Genomic DNA, 15,147 nt, shown 5'->3' with positions numbered 1-15,147 from the left:
CGGGCAGCGGTGTTTTAATCGCCCTGCCCAACGCGCCGCAGTTTTTTCACCTCATCAAGCACGCGTAAATAACCTTTATAAATCGCTTCGCGATCGTGACGGCAGGCTTTGCAATTACGTTTAAGCACGTGGATATAACCAACAACCAGCACAACAATAGCCACAATCCAATACCAGGAAATAAACACATTGCCTCCGTCATATATTCGGCAAAAATTGCTTCACAAATTAATCACAAAGCTACTTAATTTGAACGAGTTAGAAAAATCTCAAGTCCGTTTTAATACTCGCCGCAGCGCTTACCACTTTATAAGTAGAACAATTGATTTTCAATGTATGACGATGAGAAGCGCGCCAAACTTTGATGCAGAACAGGCAAAAAAAATCCGCAGCTAAAAGCTGCGGATTTTTATGGATAAGTTTGAATATTAGCTGGCTTTGCGCTCATGCTCCTGGCGATAAGCCACCAGGTCTTCAATCGTCACTACTGCCATATTGTGCTGTTTCGCAAAAGCGATGCATTCCGGGGCGCGCGCCATTGAGCCATCGTCATTGGTTAATTCACACAGCACACCCGCCGGTTTGAAGCCCGCCAGCGTCACTAAATCGATAGTCGCTTCTGTGTGACCACCACGAGTCAGCACGCCACCCGGCTGCGCGCGCAGCGGGAACACGTGGCCTGGGCGGTTCAGATCGGACGGTTTCGCGCCATCAGCAATTGCCGCACGAACGGTGGTAAGACGGTCAGCCGCCGAAACGCCGGTGGTTACGCCGTGCGCCGCTTCAATGGTCACAGTAAAACCGGTGCCAAATGCGCTGGTGTTGTTCTCAACCATCATTGGCAGATCGAGTTGTTTACGGCGTTCGTCGGTCAGGCAGAGGCAAACAATGCCGCTACCGTGGCGAATGGTCAGCGCCATCTGCTCAACGGTCATGGTTTCGGCGGCGAAAATCATGTCGCCTTCATTTTCGCGGTTCTCGTCATCGAGCACCATCACACCACGGCCTTCGCGCAGCGCGGCAAGAGCGTGTTCAATACGTTGGAAAGGCGTGCCAAAAGAAGAAAGCAGCGTCTGATTCATGGTAAAAGACCTCAATAAAGTTATGGTTACCAGAATCAGGGCAGTCTTAGGAGTGTCGCAATGCGGCAAAAAAATAACGCGAGCGGGCGTCATTGCCCGACAGATTCGTTACTCTCTCCCATCCGGACTTTAACCGTCGGCCCCGGAATTACACCGGATCTGCTGACCTTCAGGCGTTAACCTGAAGCGCTCGCGGGCTTTCAGCATGCGCTGATTTACCGCCGGTGGGGAATTTCGCCCGCCCTGAGAATAAGCGCGATAACTATAACGCCATTGATAATCTTCGGCAATGCATAAGCTTCAAACAATTCTGGTTTATCACCTGGGGTTATCACACTACAATAACTCAATGAACCTATCCGAACAGGGACCCCAACATGATTGATCCGAAAAAAATTGAACAGATTGCGCGACAGGTTCACGAATCCATGCCGAAAGGGATCCGTGAGTTTGGGGAAGACGTTGAGAAGAAAATCCGCCAGACACTGCAATCGCAGTTAACCCGCCTCGATCTGGTCAGCCGCGAAGAATTTGACGTACAGACGCAAGTTCTGCTGCGCACCCGCGAAAAGCTGGCGTTGCTGGAACAGCGCCTCAACGAGCTGGAAAGCCGCAGCAGCGGCAGCGTCACCGAAGTGAAACCGGCCCCCGCCATTCCTCCGGTTGATGAACAATAGTAAAAAGCCCTCATAAAGAGGGCTTTTTCTTTTTCATCCTTCACCAGCCGCGCCGTTATTGGCTATCTTTCTGGATCTTTTTGATGATGTTGGTGGTGGAGCAACCGTCTTCAAAGTTGAGCACCAGCACTTCGCCGCCGTTGGCCCACACCTCTTCACTGCCCGCGATCTGTTCGGGTTTGTAATCACCGCCTTTCACCAGCAGATCCGGCAGGATCCCGGCAATCAGGCGTTGCGGCGTATCCTCTTCAAAGGACACCACCCAATCCACGGCTTCCAGCGCGCTCAGCACAATCATGCGCTGCTCAAGCGGGTTAACCGGGCGGGTTTCCCCTTTCAGGCGTTTGGTGGACGCGTCGCTGTTAACCGCAACAATCAGGCGATCGCCCAGTTTGCGCGCATTCGCCAGATAAGAGACATGCCCGGCATGCAGAATGTCGAACACGCCGTTGGTCATCACCACTTTCTCGCCGCGCTTACGCGCCGCCGCGACAGCGACTTTCAGTTCATCTTCCGTCATCACACCGAAGCCAGTTTCCGCACGGCCACGCACCGCGTTTTCAAGCTCGATTGGCGACACGGTTGAGGTCCCGAGTTTACCGACCACCACGCCCGCAGCCGCGTTGGCGAAATAGCATGCTTCTTCCAGCGAATTCCCGGCCGCCAGCGTCGCCGCCAGCACGCCAATCACCGTATCGCCCGCGCCAGTGACGTCATACACTTCCTGCGCCTGGGTCGGCATATGCAGTGGTGCTTTGCCCGGCTGCAGCAGCGTCATTCCCTGCTCGGAACGAGTAACTAACAGTGCAGAAAGTTCATAATCGGCAATCACTTTCATACCGCGTTCAACAATCTCGTCTTCGCTTTTGCACTTCCCGGCCACCGCTTCAAACTCCGACAGGTTAGGAGTCAGCAGCGTGGCACCGCGATAGCGTTCAAAATCAGTGCCTTTCGGATCGATAAGCACCGGCACACCAGCTTTGCGTGCCAGTGCGATCATCTGCTGAACACTTGCCAGCGCACCTTTAGCGTAATCCGACAACACCAGCGCGCCAATGTTGCCAAGCGCCTGGCTGATGCGTTCATGCAGCGGTTGCGGATCAACCCCTTCAAAACCCTCTTCAAAGTCCAGGCGAATCAGTTGCTGGTTACGCGACAGCACGCGCAGCTTAGTGATGGTTGGATGCGTCGGAACAGAAACGAAGTCACATTTAACGTTAACATCCGCCAGCGCTTTACTCAGCGCGCGCGCCGCATCGTCAATGCCAGTCAGGCCAACCAGACGCGCCGTTGCGCCCAGCGAGGCAATGTTCATCGCCACGTTTGCCGCACCGCCCGGTCGCTCTTCAATGGTATCGACTTTAACAACCGGGACTGGCGCTTCCGGAGAGATACGGCTGGTTGGGCCGTACCAGTAACGATCCAGCATTACATCACCCACCACCATTACACCGGCTTGCTTAAACTCTGGCAGCGTCACTTTCATTCCTGTCTCCTGAGAGATACAAAATTTGCGCGCGATGATACCACACTTACGCCGGGGCGCACGGTTCCACCAGCCACTTGTCCCAGCTGGTTTTGATTAGCGCACGCTCGGCGACAAAACAGGAGAGCGGCACATGTCCCGGCAGCTCTTGCAGCGCCAGGTGGTGTAGCTCATCACGCAATGTGGTGTACGCCAGCGTCAATGCCTGCGCTTCCTGCTCATCCATGATGCCATTTTGCGCAAGCCCTTCGAGAATGCGCACATTATCCGACCAGCGCGTCAGTTTCGGTTTGTCATGGGCAAAGCGCAGCACCAGATATTGGGCGATAAACTCGATGTCGGTGATACCGCCTTCATCGGCTTTCAGATCGAAGCGGTCTTTATGCTTGTTGCCAAGATGGGCGCGCATTTTCTCGCGCATTTCGCGCACTTCCGTTTGCAGCGTCGCACCGTCGCGAGGCGTCATCAGAATATCGCGGCGAATGGCGTCAAATTCCGCAGTCAATTGCGGATCGCCGTACACCACGCGCGCGCGCGCCAGCGCCTGATGTTCCCACGTCCAGGCTTCGTTTTGCTGGTAATCGGCGAACGATTCCGTGGTGGTGACCAGCATCCCCGCAGCGCCAGATGGGCGCAGACGCGCGTCAACTTCATAAAGAATGCCGGATGACGTGCGCGTGCTGAACAGGTGCATGATGCGCTGCGCGAGGCGCAAATAGAACTGGCGGCCATCGATTTCACGCTCGCCATCGGTCATCACATCCATTGGGCAGTCGTGCAGGAACACCAGATCCAGATCGGAGCTGTAACCTAATTCCCAGCCGCCAAGTTTGCCATAACCGACCACGGCGAAACCGCGCCCTTCGCGATCGTGCAGATGCGTCGGCTGGCCGTAACGCGCCACCATTTGCCCCCAGGCTTGCTGCACCACCGCATCAATAATCGCTTCCGCCAGCCAGGTTAAGTGATCGCTCACTTTCATTACTGGCAACGTACCGGCGATATCTGCCGCCGCCACGCGCAGCAACTGCGCCTGCTTAAACTGCCGCAGCGCCTCAAGCTGTTGCTCTTCATCATCTTCCGGTACGCGCAGCAGGTATTGGCGCAGCTCATCGCGATAGGCGTTCATCGCCGTCGGTTGATAGAGCGTATTCGGGTCGAGCAATTCATCAAGCAGGATCGGGTAGCGCGCCAGTTGGCTGGCAACCATCGGCGACGCAGCACACAGGGAAATGAGGTGTTTCAGTGCGCCGGGAAATTCACTTAGCAGCTCAAGGTAAGTGGTGCGCGTAATAATACCGGTGAGCAGCGGCGTCAGGCGCGACAGCGGCACTGGCGCATCGTCACGCGAGCATACATCGCTGAGCAGATGCGGCATTAAGTGATCGAGTACCTGCCGCCCGCGCGGGCCAATAGTGCGTTTATCCAGTTCTTTGCGAAAATCGGCAATCAACGCCACCACGCGGCGGCGATCGTCCTCTGAGAGATGCGCCAGCACGGGTGTGGAGTCCTCCTCCTGCAACGCATCCTGCCACAGTTCGCGCCAGCTCTCAGAAAGTGCATCTTCCGGCGAATCCGTTTCATCATCGCCAATCAGATCGTTGAAAATCTGACGCACTGCCGACATATGCGCTTCCAGCGTTTCGCAGAGCGCTTGCCAGCTCTCTTTGCCCATTCCCCAGGCAAGACGCGCGCGATTCAGTTCATCGCCCGGCAGCGTTTGTGTCTGTTCGTCATTGATGCTTTGCAGCAGGTTTTCCAGCCGTCGAAGCCACAAATACGCCTCGCGCAGCCGTGTCGCGTCGCCATCCGGTAGCAGATGCAGTTGATCAATCGCAACAAGCGTTGGTAACAATGAACGCGATTGCAGCGCAGGCTCGCGACCGCCGCGAATCAGCTGGAAAACCTGCACGATAAACTCTATTTCACGAATACCGCCCGCGCCGAGTTTTATGTTGTCCTTCAGACCACGGCGACGCACTTCGCGGGCAATCATGCCTTTCATGTTACGCAGGGACTGGATCACGCTGAAGTCGATATAGCGGCGGAAAACAAACGGGCGCAGCATGGCGCGTAACTCTCGCGCATGGTCGCCGTCGTTATCGCCCATAATGCGCGCTTTCACCATCGCGTAACGTTCCCAGTCGCGCCCCTGCTCCTGGTAGTAATCTTCCAGCGCGGCAAAGCTCAGCACCAGCGGGCCGCTGTCGCCAAACGGGCGCAAGCGCATATCGACGCGGTAGACAAAGCCATCTTGCGTGGGCTGGTCGAGGACTTTAATCAGCCGTTGACCAAGGCGGGTGAAAAATTGCGCGTTATCCAGTTCACGGCGTCCGCCGCGCGTGGCGCCATTTTCCGGCCAGGCGAAAATCAAATCGATATCGGATGAGAAATTGAGTTCGCCGCCACCCAGTTTGCCCATGCCGAGTACCAGCATCGGCTGCGCCACGCCTTGCGGATTGCACGGCGTTCCCCACTCACGGCAGCAGGCGTCATAAAGCCAGTCGCGCGCGGCGACGATCAGGGTTTCCGCCAGCACGCTAAGCTGTTGCAGAATATCCTCTTCCGCCACCAACTGTAACGCCTGGCTCCAGGCGATGCGCACCATGATGCGACGGCGAAACAGCCGCAGCACGCGCATCAGCGAGGCTTCATCAGTAACGCCATCCAGCGCCGTTTGTAGCCATTGCGCATAGTGTTGCCACTCGTTTGCAGGCGGTGGCGCGTTTTCAAGCTCTGCCAGCCACTCAGGATGCGCGATGATGCTGTCCTGAACAAAATCACTAAAAGTGAGCACTGACTGCGCCTGCGCGCTCAGTGGCTGCGCGGTGAGCGCTTCTGGCAGACGAGAAAAAACCGTTTGCCAATGCTGCGACAATCCTGCGTGGTGCGGCATGCGAAATATCCTTTCGTTAACGTTTTCCGCTGTGCAACCAGAACGGCTCCTGGGTAATCGCGGTATTACGGAAATGTTCGATTTCGACTCTCTGGCGCGTTTCAATGACGTGCTGAAGCCCCTGCCAGTTTTCCAGCCACTCCACGGCGCGTGCGCGATCGTAATGCCCGGCCAACAGTAACGCGCTGTCGATATCACGCGCCAAGCGCGGTAACTGGTCGCGATAGCTGTCGCCCAGCGGCTGGGCAAAGGCTTTTTTCAGCTCGGCGGCGCAGCGTGACAGATGGACATCAGCAAAGCGTTTAAAGGAGTCGGCGAATTTGGCCTGCGCTTTTTCATCAAGGAAGGTTCGCCAGCCCTGCGTCACTAACCACTCGGTGAGCACCAGTTTCGCCAGGGCCGATTGCGCGCTCCACACCGCCGTATTCGCTGAAACGGCAGACGTAATGGTCGCTTCAGACTGTGTTAGCAGATCACGTAAGTGAGCGCTCGCTTTGCGCGGGACAATACCGCCAAACAGCGCCAGTGTGTGGCGCAGCAAGGCAATGGCGCTCAGCACATCGGCTTTCGCTTTCTCATTCCCACGCACCCACAGCTCTTCATGGTATTGCCATTGCGACAACGCCAGTTCCAGCGCGGCGGCAAAAGCCTGTTCAATGCTGGCCTTCGCGGGGGTTTGCAGAATCGCCGTTGGGCGGCGTTCGCGCACGGCATTGCCCTGTGCCAGGTGATAACCACGCGCCGCTTTACTCAGGCTGCCCTGACGCAACCCGGAGACATTTATCAGTTGGCGCGCCAACTTGAGGATATCCGCCGGAGAACCGCTCAGCAGTTCCAGTTCCAGTTCACAAATCGGCTCAACAAATTCACCCGCTTTGACTTCGCCTAAATCAAGGCCAATCTCAATGCGGCTCTCCCCAACGTTAACCAGCCATTTTTCACGGTAGAAATCCGTGCTAAATAGCGGCTGAGCTCGCGCCTGTAAATCTTGCGGAAGTACACCATCAGGCCACACTTCCGCCGGGAAGCGCGCCAGATCGAGTTCCGGCTGAGTAAGCGGGATATTGTATTCAGGCCGCTGATGCAAACCGCCAATCACCCGCCCGGCGATTTTCATCGTCATCTCGTACTGGCCATCAAAACCACGGATGCGCAGCCCCATATCGTGACCGCGCAGCCAGTTATCCGGCGTCTCGTAATAGATGTTGAGTAACTGGCTGGACGCGATATGTTCTTCGGTCAGCGTATGCAGATGTTGACGAAGCGTTTCCACGCTGTCGCTCTTCACGATAAACTTTAATTCGATTTCCTGAGCCATGGCCTTGCACTTATGGTTATGTCACATCAGTGAAAATTTCGGCGAACTAACGCGCCCGATGTTTGTCAGTAGATAGTATTTTGCGTCAAATTGCCATGCAATGCGCAATCTGACGGGTGCAAAAGTTCGCGTAAGTGCGCAGTTTGACCTGGAAGATTCCGATTGATGCCAGCAGCCAGGTATCGTCAGACTGTTGCCACTGTTTATCACTCACATTTAATGAAAAAAATGACTGCCTGATGCCAAAATTACGCCTGATTGGATTGACCCTTTTTGCACTTAGCGTGTCCGTTGGTACCCACGCCGAAGAAAAACGTTACGTTTCCGATGAACTGAATACCTGGGTGCGTAGCGGCCCGGGCGATAATTATCGCCTTGTCGGCACGGTGAATGCCGGTGAGGAAGTCACGCTGTTGCAGGAAAACAGTGATTACGGCCAGGTGCGTGACAGCACCGGGCGTACCGCGTGGATCCCCCTGAAAGAGCTGAACAGCCAGCCAAGTCTGCGCACCCGCGTGCCAGAGCTGGAAAACCAGGTGAAAACGCTGACCGATAAACTGAGCAATATCGACAATACCTGGAACCAGAAAACCGCCGAAATGCAGCAGAAAGTCGCCCAGAGCGATAGCGTGATTAGCGGTCTGAAAGATGAAAATCAAAAGCTCAAAAATGAGTTAATCGTGGCGCAGAAGAAAGTGAGCGCCGCGAATCTGCAACTGGATGACAAACAGCGCACCATCATTATGCAGTGGTTTATGTATGGCGGCGGTGTGCTGGGCGCGGGCCTGATCCTCGGTCTGCTGTTACCGCATATGATCCCTACCCGTAAACGCAAAGATCGCTGGATGAACTAAGCAGATTCGCCATCTTCTCTACACTTACGTATTATCTGTCGGCAAATGTGTAGAGGAGAATGGCGGCGTGAAGAGTTATCTGGTCGGTGGTGCAGTACGTGATACGTTGTTGGGCCTGCCGGTCAAAGACAAAGATTGGGTTGTTGTTGGCGCAACGCCGCAAGAGATGCTCGACGCGGGTTACCAGCAGGTAGGCCGTGATTTTCCTGTATTCCTCCACCCGCAAAGCCACGAAGAGTATGCGCTGGCGCGTACCGAGCGCAAATCTGGCTCCGGCTATACCGGTTTCACCTGTTATGCCGCGCCAGACGTCACACTGGAGCAGGATCTGCTGCGCCGTGATTTAACCGTGAACGCGCTGGCACAAGATAGCCAGGGTGAGATTATCGATCCCTATGGCGGTCAGCAGGATTTGCGTAACCGCATTCTGCGCCACGTCTCGCCGGCGTTTGGTGAAGATCCGCTGCGCGTGTTACGCGTTGCGCGCTTTGCTGCCCGTTACGCGCACCTCAGCTTTCGTATCGCCGATGAAACACTGGCGCTAATGCGCTCGATGACCGATGCGGGCGAACTTGAGCACCTGACCCCCGAACGGGTGTGGAAAGAGACCGAGAGCGCGCTGCAAACCCGTAATCCTCAGGTTTATTTCCAGGTGCTACGCGATTGCGGCGCGCTGAAAGTGCTGTTCCCGGAAATCGACGCGCTGTTTGGCGTACCGGCACCGGCGAAATGGCACCCGGAAATCGACACCGGCATACATACGCTAATGACGCTCTCGATGGCGGCAATGCTCAGCCCGCAGGTGGATGTGCGCTTCGCCACGTTGTGCCATGATTTAGGCAAAGCGCTAACGCCAAAAGCGCTCTGGCCGCGCCATCACGGGCACGGCCCGGCGGGCGTCAAACTGGTCGAGGGGTTGTGCCAGCGACTGCGCGTACCAAACGAGATCCGCGATTTAGCCAAACTGGTGGCCGAGTTCCACGACCTGATCCACACCTTTCCTATTTTGCAGCCGAAAACCATCGTCAAATTGTTCGATTCCATCGACGCCTGGCGTAAACCGCAGCGTGTTGAGCAAATCGCGCTGACCAGCGAAGCGGACGTGCGTGGGCGCACCGGTTTTGAAGCCTGCGACTATTCGCAGGGGCGTTTACTGCGCGAAGCCTGGGAAGTGGCGCGCGCCGTGCCGACGAAAGCCGTCATAGAGGCAGGGTTTAAGGGAGCGGAAGTGCGTGAGGAGCTGACGCGTCGGCGGATTGCCGCGCTGGCGGTCTGGAAGGAACATCGTTGCCCTCAGCCAAAAGACTGAGGGCGCAAGTCTTAGAAGAAGACCAGATAAACCGCTGCCGCGACCACAAAACGGTAAATCGCGAACGGAATAAAAGAGATGTGTTTAATCAGCTCCAGGAAGGTTTTGATGGCAATCAGCGCAACGATAAATGCGGTGATAAAACCGACGGCGAACATTGGGATATCACTCACGGTGAGAAAGCCCATGCTCTTGTAGAGATCCAGTACCGTCGCGCCCATCATCATCGGCACCGCCAGCAGGAAAGAGAACTCGGACGCCGCATAGCGGCTAACGCCCATCAGCATCCCGCCTGAGATCGTCGCCCCGGAACGGGAAAAACCCGGCCACAGTGCCAGACACTGGAAGCAACCAATCATAAAAGCCTGGCGATAAGTCATATCATCCACGCCCTGCGCGCGCGGGACTTTCGGCTTCAGCACTTCAGCGGCAATCAGCAAGAAACCACCCACCACCAGTGCATAGGTCACGTTTAGCGGGTTAAACAGCGATTTGATGGTATCGTGGAATACCAGCCCCAGCACCACCGCCGGGATCATGCCTAACAGGATATGAATCAGCGTCAGGCGGCCGGTGCCAGTGCCTTCATGCGGCTGCTTGCCGAAATGAATGCCAATCAGGCCAAACAAACGCCGCCAGAACATCACCACTACCGCGAGGATCGAACCTAACTGGATCACCACCTCGAACGTTTTTGCCGTATCACCTTCAAAGCCTAATAAATGCCCAACGATTATCATGTGACCGGTACTGGATACGGGCAGAAATTCTGTGAGACCTTCAACGACACCCAGAATGGCTGCTACCAGCAATGAATGCATATCGCCCATCAAATAAACCCCTAAAAAGATATAAAAAACGGCTTATCCCGCGGAGAAGCCGTGAAAGACCGAGATCTATGACCTGAATACTAGCGCTTGGTTTAACTATTATGAATTTAAATACTTTCTTTCGGATTTAAGCCACGCTCAATGATTACGCCCACATTCAGCGCCCGCGCAACCGCACCTGGTTTGCTCAATTTGATACGCACCCAGGGCGAATTAAAGCGCGCCAGCAACAGCTCAGCCACCTCCTCCGCAACGCGTTCAACAAGCGCAAAACGCCCGCCTTCGACGTGGCCGATAATGGCATCTGCGATATCCGCATAGCTCAGACAATCGTTCACATTGTCGCTTTTCGCCGCAACGCGGTTATCCCAGGCCATTTCGATATCGAACACCAGCTTCTGCTCAATGGTCTGTTCCCAGTCGTAAACACCAATGGTGGTGATAACCGAAAGCTGCTCTATAAATACAATGTCCATCTCACCTCGCCTGCTATTTGCCACACCATTGCCGCCGCCAGGCCGCATCTTTAGTGGCTACCTGTCAGATTTTGCGCAAAACCTGGATACCACTTTCCATCATTTATGCGTATTATCCATGGATGCAGAGAATAAAACGACATTTTCACAACGGAACAGCGTTATGAGTGCAATCGCGCCTGGGATGATTCTCCTTGCATACCTTTGTGGCTCTATTTCCAGCGCCATTCTGGTCTGCCGCATCGCCGGTCTGCCCGATCCGCGCGAGAGTGGCTCCGGCAACCCCGGAGCGACCAACGTATTACGCATTGGCGGCAAAGGTGCAGCGCTAACGGTACTGATTTTTGACGTCTTAAAAGGCATGCTGCCGGTGTGGGGCGCGTACGCACTTGGCGTAACGCCGTTCTGGCTCGGCCTTATTGCGATTGCCGCCTGTCTTGGTCATATCTGGCCGGTTTTCTTTAAGTTTCAAGGCGGTAAAGGGGTGGCAACGGCATTTGGCGCTATTGCACCTATCGGCTGGGATTTAACAGGCGTGATGGCGGGAACCTGGCTGTTAACGGTACTGCTGAGCGGCTATTCATCGCTGGGGGCGATTGTCAGCGCGTTGATCGCGCCCTTTTATGTCTGGTGGTTCAAACCGCAGTTCACTTTCCCGGTCGCGATGCTGTCCTGCCTGATCCTGCTACGCCATCACGACAATATTCAGCGCCTGTGGCGACACCAGGAAGGCAAAATCTGGTCGAAGCTGAAGAAGAAAAAAGAAGAGAAAGAAAAAGCGTCGTAACAGTGCCCGGCGCACCTTGTGCTACCGGGCCATCACGGTTTACGCCGCAGGCAACTCCGCCAGTGGCCAGCGCGGACGCACCGTCACACCCAGCCCTGCATCATTACCCGCTTTCAGACGCACCATTCCCGCATAGGCGATCATCGCGCCGTTATCGGTGCAAAACTCCGGGCGCGCATAGAACACTTCGCCACGACGTTTGTGCATCATTTCCGCCAGTTTCGCACGCAGCGTACGGTTGGCGCTCACACCGCCCGCCATCACCAGACGCGTAAAACCGGTTTGATCCAGCGCACGCTTGCATTTGATCATTAGCGTATCAACCACGGCATCTTCAAACGCACGCGCAATATCGGCGCGGGTTTGCTCGTCAGAACCGTTGTTACGAATGGTATTCGCCGCGAAAGTTTTCAGACCGGAGAAGCTAAAATCCAGCCCCGGACGATCGGTCATCGGACGCGGGAAGACAAAACGGCCTTCCGTGCCCTGAGCCGCCAGTTTTGAGAGCATCGGCCCACCCGGATAATCAAGCCCCAGCAGCTTAGCCGTTTTATCAAAAGCTTCCCCGGCGGCATCATCAATCGACTCACCAAGCAGCTCGTAATGTCCGATGCCGGTTACGCTGATAAGCTGCGTGTGGCCGCCGGAAACCAGTAGCGCAACGAATGGAAACGCTGGTGGATTTTCTTCCAGCATTGGCGCCAGCAAGTGTCCTTCCATATGGTGAACCGGGATGGCGGGAACGTCCCAGGCGAAAGCGAGCGAACGGCCAACCGTCGCGCCAACCAGCAGCGCGCCGACAAGGCCAGGCCCTGCGGTGTAAGCCACTGCATCAATATCTTTCGCGGTTAATCCGGACTCTTTCAACGCGGCCTGAATCAGCGGCACGGTTTTACGCACGTGATCGCGCGAAGCCAGCTCCGGCACGACGCCGCCGTAATCAGCGTGGAGTTTTACCTGACTATACAGCTGGTTGGCCAGAAGCCCTTGTTGATCGTCATAAATTGCGATGCCGGTTTCATCGCAGGATGTTTCAATGCCCAGTATGCGCATGACTCTGTTTACCTCTTTGCAATAGCGCGCAGTGTAGGGCGAATGCGGGTCGAAGTAAAACTTTGCTCACTCATGCAGCGGAGTTCGTGTATACTCCTCACCCTTACAAAAGTCCCCTTTCAAAAAGGGCGGCGGTGCTTTACAAAGCAGCAGCACTTGCAGTAAAATTCCGCACCATTTTGAAATAAGCTGGCGTGAACGCCAGCGGCAAACCGAATTAATCAAAGGTGAGAGGCACATGCCGGTAATTAAAGTACGTGAAAACGAGCCGTTCGACGTAGCTCTGCGTCGCTTCAAACGTTCCTGCGAGAAAGCAGGTGTTCTGGCGGAAGTTCGTCGTCGTGAGTTCTATGAAAAACCGACTACCGAACGTAAACGCGCTAAAGCATCCGCAGTGAAACGTCACGCGAAGAAACTGGCTCGCGAAAACGCACGCCGTACTCGTCTGTACTAATCTGTCAGGGCTAGCGCCCTTTCGTTTAGACCGAGTTGTAGTTGTAAGGCCGTGCTTCCGAAAGGAATGCGCGGCTTATTTTCGTTTATAACCTGATATAACCTGCGGATTTCGGTCGCATTATGTTGGCCCGGAAAACAACGGCTATAAAAGATCAAAACGGGGCTTATGGCTGGACGAATCCCACGTGTCTTCATTAATGACCTGCTGGCGCGCACCGACATCGTCGATCTCATCGACGCACGTGTAAAGCTGAAAAAGCAGGGTAAGAATTATCACGCGTGTTGTCCTTTCCATAACGAAAAAACGCCCTCTTTCACCGTGAACGGTGAAAAACAGTTTTACCACTGCTTTGGCTGTGGCGCGCATGGCAACGCCCTCGACTTCCTGATGAACTACGACAAGCTTGAGTTTGTCGAAAGCGTCGAAGAACTGGCGGCAATGCACAACCTTGAAGTGCCGTTTGAAGCAGGCAGTGGACCCAGCCTGATAGAGCGCCATCAACGGCAAACGCTCTATCAATTAATGGATGGGCTAAACGCATTTTATCAGCAATCGTTGACACAACCTGCCGCAGAGCCTGCACGCCAGTATCTGTCCAGACGCGGCCTGAGCAGCGAAATCATTGAGCGGTTCGCCATTGGTTACGCGCCTCCCGGCTGGGACAACGTATTAAAGCGTTTTGGCGGCAACAGCGAAAACCGTAAATCACTGATTGATGCGGGTATGCTGGTCACAAACGATCAGGGACGCAGTTACGATCGTTTCCGCGAACGGGTCATGTTTCCCATTCGTGACAAACGTGGACGGGTGATTGGTTTTGGTGGGCGCGTTCTGGGTAACGATACGCCTAAATACCTGAACTCCCCGGAAACGGATATTTTCCATAAGGGCCGCCAGCTATATGGCCTTTATGAAGCGCAGCAGGACAATGACGAGCCCCAGCGACTGTTGGTCGTTGAAGGTTATATGGACGTGGTGGCGCTGGCGCAATACGGCATCAACTACGCGGTGGCTTCGCTCGGAACGTCAACAACGGCGGATCATATTCAGTTACTTTTTCGCGTAACTAAAAATGTTATCTGTTGTTACGACGGCGACCGTGCTGGCCGTGATGCCGCATGGCGGGCGCTGGAAACCGCGCTGCCTTATATGAGCGATGGCCGTCAGCTGCGTTTTATGTTTTTACCGGATGGTGAAGATCCGGACACGCTGGTGCGTAAAGAGGGCAAAGAGGCATTCGAAGCGCGGATGGAGCAGGCACTACCGCTCTCCACGTTTCTGTTTAACAGCCTGTTGCCGCAAGCGGATTTAACCACGCCGGACGGTACAACGCAGCTTGCCGCATTAGCGCTGCCGTTAATCAACCAGGTGCCGGGTGAAACGCTACGCATCCAGTTGCGCCAGCTGTTGGGGAATAAAATTGGCATTTTCGACGATGCGCAACTTGATCGATTAATGCCAAAACAAGTGGAAAGCGCAACGACACGCCCCGCTCCTCAGCTAAAACGCACAACCATGCGTATACTGATAGGGTTATTGATCCAGAACCCGGAATTGGCTCCAAAGGTTCCGCCGTTAGAGGGTTTGGATCAATCAAGGCTTGCGGGGCTTGGCTTATTTACAGAACTGGTCAACACTTGTTTGTCACAGCCAGGCCTGACTACAGGTCAATTGCTTGAGCACTATCGCGGCACAAAAGAGGCCGCAACCCTTGAAAAACTGTCGATGTGGGACGATATAGCAGATAAAGACATCGCTGAAAAAACGTTCACCGACGCGCTCAATCATATGTTTGATTCGATGCTTGAACGGCGGCAAGAAGAGTTAATAGCTCGTGACCGCACACATGGTTTAAGCAGCGAAGAACGCCGGGAACTCTGGCAATTGAACCAGGAACTGGCAAAAAAGTGAATTCAACGGCT

General features: G+C 54.9%; 14 protein-coding genes and 1 riboswitch. Of the genes, 6 read left to right on the top strand and 8 right to left on the bottom strand.

All coding sequences use genetic code 11. The features are described 5' to 3' along the window. Positions 1-14 precede the first annotated feature (14 nt). Complete coding sequence (locus tag C813_RS47300; protein WP_017457445.1) at positions 15-188, bottom strand: hypothetical protein; 174 nt, start codon at positions 186-188, stop codon at positions 15-17. A 240-nt stretch (positions 189-428) separates the two neighbouring features. Then, the gene (ribB, locus tag C813_RS26100) at positions 429-1,082 is read right to left on the bottom strand and encodes a 3,4-dihydroxy-2-butanone-4-phosphate synthase (RefSeq protein ID WP_017457444.1); all 654 of its coding nucleotides are present in this window, start codon (positions 1,080-1,082) and stop codon (positions 429-431) included. 106 nt (positions 1,083-1,188) lie between these two features. Next, a riboswitch (FMN riboswitch) is annotated at positions 1,189-1,337 on the bottom strand. Between the two features lie 122 nt (positions 1,338-1,459). Here ribB and ubiK point away from each other — a divergent pair. Further along, complete coding sequence (ubiK, locus tag C813_RS26095; RefSeq protein ID WP_017457443.1) at positions 1,460-1,759, top strand: ubiquinone biosynthesis accessory factor UbiK; 300 nt, start codon at positions 1,460-1,462, stop codon at positions 1,757-1,759. Between the two features lie 55 nt (positions 1,760-1,814). Here the strand turns inward: ubiK and hldE are convergent, their stop codons facing one another. Genes hldE through C813_RS26080 form a run of 3 tightly spaced genes read right to left on the bottom strand, consistent with a single transcriptional unit; the run spans position 1,815 to position 7,459 of the window. After that, the gene (gene hldE, locus C813_RS26090) at positions 1,815-3,245 is read right to left on the bottom strand and encodes a bifunctional D-glycero-beta-D-manno-heptose-7-phosphate kinase/D-glycero-beta-D-manno-heptose 1-phosphate adenylyltransferase HldE (RefSeq protein ID WP_017457442.1); all 1,431 of its coding nucleotides are present in this window, start codon (positions 3,243-3,245) and stop codon (positions 1,815-1,817) included. A 46-nt stretch (positions 3,246-3,291) separates the two neighbouring features. Then, entirely contained in the window at positions 3,292-6,141 is a 2,850-nt protein-coding gene (gene glnE / locus C813_RS26085; RefSeq protein WP_017457441.1) for a bifunctional [glutamate--ammonia ligase]-adenylyl-L-tyrosine phosphorylase/[glutamate--ammonia-ligase] adenylyltransferase, read from the bottom strand. A gap of 16 nt (positions 6,142-6,157) precedes the next feature. Further along, positions 6,158-7,459 (bottom strand): CYTH domain-containing protein, encoded by a 1,302-nt coding sequence (locus C813_RS26080; protein WP_017457440.1) that lies wholly within the window; start codon positions 7,457-7,459, stop codon positions 6,158-6,160. Between the two features lie 239 nt (positions 7,460-7,698). On the opposite strand from C813_RS26080, the gene C813_RS26075 reads away from it, so the two are divergent. Further along, positions 7,699-8,313 (top strand): TIGR04211 family SH3 domain-containing protein, encoded by a 615-nt coding sequence (locus C813_RS26075; RefSeq protein WP_017457438.1) that lies wholly within the window; start codon positions 7,699-7,701, stop codon positions 8,311-8,313. Positions 8,314-8,380: 67 nt separating this feature from the next. Then, entirely contained in the window at positions 8,381-9,622 is a 1,242-nt protein-coding gene (locus C813_RS26070; protein ID WP_017457437.1) for a multifunctional CCA addition/repair protein, read from the top strand. Positions 9,623-9,633: 11 nt separating this feature from the next. Here C813_RS26070 and bacA read toward each other — a convergent pair whose 3' ends face one another. Together bacA and folB are read right to left on the bottom strand one after the other, a co-directional pair. Next, entirely contained in the window at positions 9,634-10,452 is an 819-nt protein-coding gene (gene bacA / locus C813_RS26065; RefSeq protein ID WP_017457436.1) for an undecaprenyl-diphosphate phosphatase, read from the bottom strand. Positions 10,453-10,559: 107 nt separating this feature from the next. Continuing rightward, positions 10,560-10,928 carry a bifunctional dihydroneopterin aldolase/7,8-dihydroneopterin epimerase gene (gene folB / locus C813_RS26060; RefSeq protein ID WP_017457435.1) on the bottom strand — a complete coding sequence of 123 codons (369 nt, stop codon included), beginning with the start codon at positions 10,926-10,928 and terminating at the stop codon, positions 10,560-10,562. A 163-nt stretch (positions 10,929-11,091) separates the two neighbouring features. Here folB and plsY point away from each other — a divergent pair, with 163 nt between their 5' ends. Beyond that, positions 11,092-11,715 (top strand): glycerol-3-phosphate 1-O-acyltransferase PlsY, encoded by a 624-nt coding sequence (gene plsY, locus C813_RS26055; RefSeq protein ID WP_017457434.1) that lies wholly within the window; start codon positions 11,092-11,094, stop codon positions 11,713-11,715. 39 nt (positions 11,716-11,754) lie between these two features. On the opposite strand, the gene tsaD is transcribed toward plsY, so the two are convergent. Then, positions 11,755-12,768, bottom strand: coding sequence for a tRNA (adenosine(37)-N6)-threonylcarbamoyltransferase complex transferase subunit TsaD (gene tsaD, locus C813_RS26050; RefSeq protein WP_017457433.1), 1,014 nt, complete (start codon positions 12,766-12,768; stop codon positions 11,755-11,757). A gap of 238 nt (positions 12,769-13,006) precedes the next feature. Here tsaD and rpsU point away from each other — a divergent pair, with 238 nt between their 5' ends. Together rpsU and dnaG are read left to right on the top strand one after the other, a co-directional pair. Next, on the top strand, positions 13,007-13,222 hold the full coding sequence (gene rpsU, locus C813_RS26045) for a 30S ribosomal protein S21 (RefSeq protein WP_001144069.1): 216 nt from the start codon (positions 13,007-13,009) through the stop codon (positions 13,220-13,222). Positions 13,223-13,390: 168 nt separating this feature from the next. Next, positions 13,391-15,136, top strand: coding sequence for a DNA primase (gene dnaG, locus C813_RS26040; RefSeq protein WP_017457432.1), 1,746 nt, complete (start codon positions 13,391-13,393; stop codon positions 15,134-15,136). Positions 15,137-15,147 lie beyond the last annotated feature (11 nt).

The sequence above is a fragment of the Kosakonia sacchari SP1 genome (assembly GCF_000300455.3).
Classification (GTDB): Bacteria; Pseudomonadota; Gammaproteobacteria; order Enterobacterales; family Enterobacteriaceae; genus Kosakonia; species Kosakonia sacchari.
This window is presented reverse-complemented; position numbering and strand designations above follow the sequence as displayed.

Coding starts and splice junctions, on each gene's coding strand:
- ribB (WP_017457444.1), bottom strand. CDS start 1,082: ATGAATCAGACGCTGCTTTCTTCTTTTGGCACGCCTTTCCAACGTATT.
- ubiK (WP_017457443.1), top strand. CDS start 1,460: ATGATTGATCCGAAAAAAATTGAACAGATTGCGCGACAGGTTCACGAA.
- hldE (WP_017457442.1), bottom strand. CDS start 3,245: ATGAAAGTGACGCTGCCAGAGTTTAAGCAAGCCGGTGTAATGGTGGTG.
- glnE (WP_017457441.1), bottom strand. CDS start 6,141: ATGCCGCACCACGCAGGATTGTCGCAGCATTGGCAAACGGTTTTTTCT.
- C813_RS26080 (WP_017457440.1), bottom strand. CDS start 7,459: ATGGCTCAGGAAATCGAATTAAAGTTTATCGTGAAGAGCGACAGCGTG.
- C813_RS26075 (WP_017457438.1), top strand. CDS start 7,699: ATGCCAAAATTACGCCTGATTGGATTGACCCTTTTTGCACTTAGCGTG.
- bacA (WP_017457436.1), bottom strand. CDS start 10,452: ATGGGCGATATGCATTCATTGCTGGTAGCAGCCATTCTGGGTGTCGTT.
- folB (WP_017457435.1), bottom strand. CDS start 10,928: ATGGACATTGTATTTATAGAGCAGCTTTCGGTTATCACCACCATTGGT.
- plsY (WP_017457434.1), top strand. CDS start 11,092: ATGAGTGCAATCGCGCCTGGGATGATTCTCCTTGCATACCTTTGTGGC.
- tsaD (WP_017457433.1), bottom strand. CDS start 12,768: ATGCGCATACTGGGCATTGAAACATCCTGCGATGAAACCGGCATCGCA.
- rpsU (WP_001144069.1), top strand. CDS start 13,007: ATGCCGGTAATTAAAGTACGTGAAAACGAGCCGTTCGACGTAGCTCTG.
- dnaG (WP_017457432.1), top strand. CDS start 13,391: ATGGCTGGACGAATCCCACGTGTCTTCATTAATGACCTGCTGGCGCGC.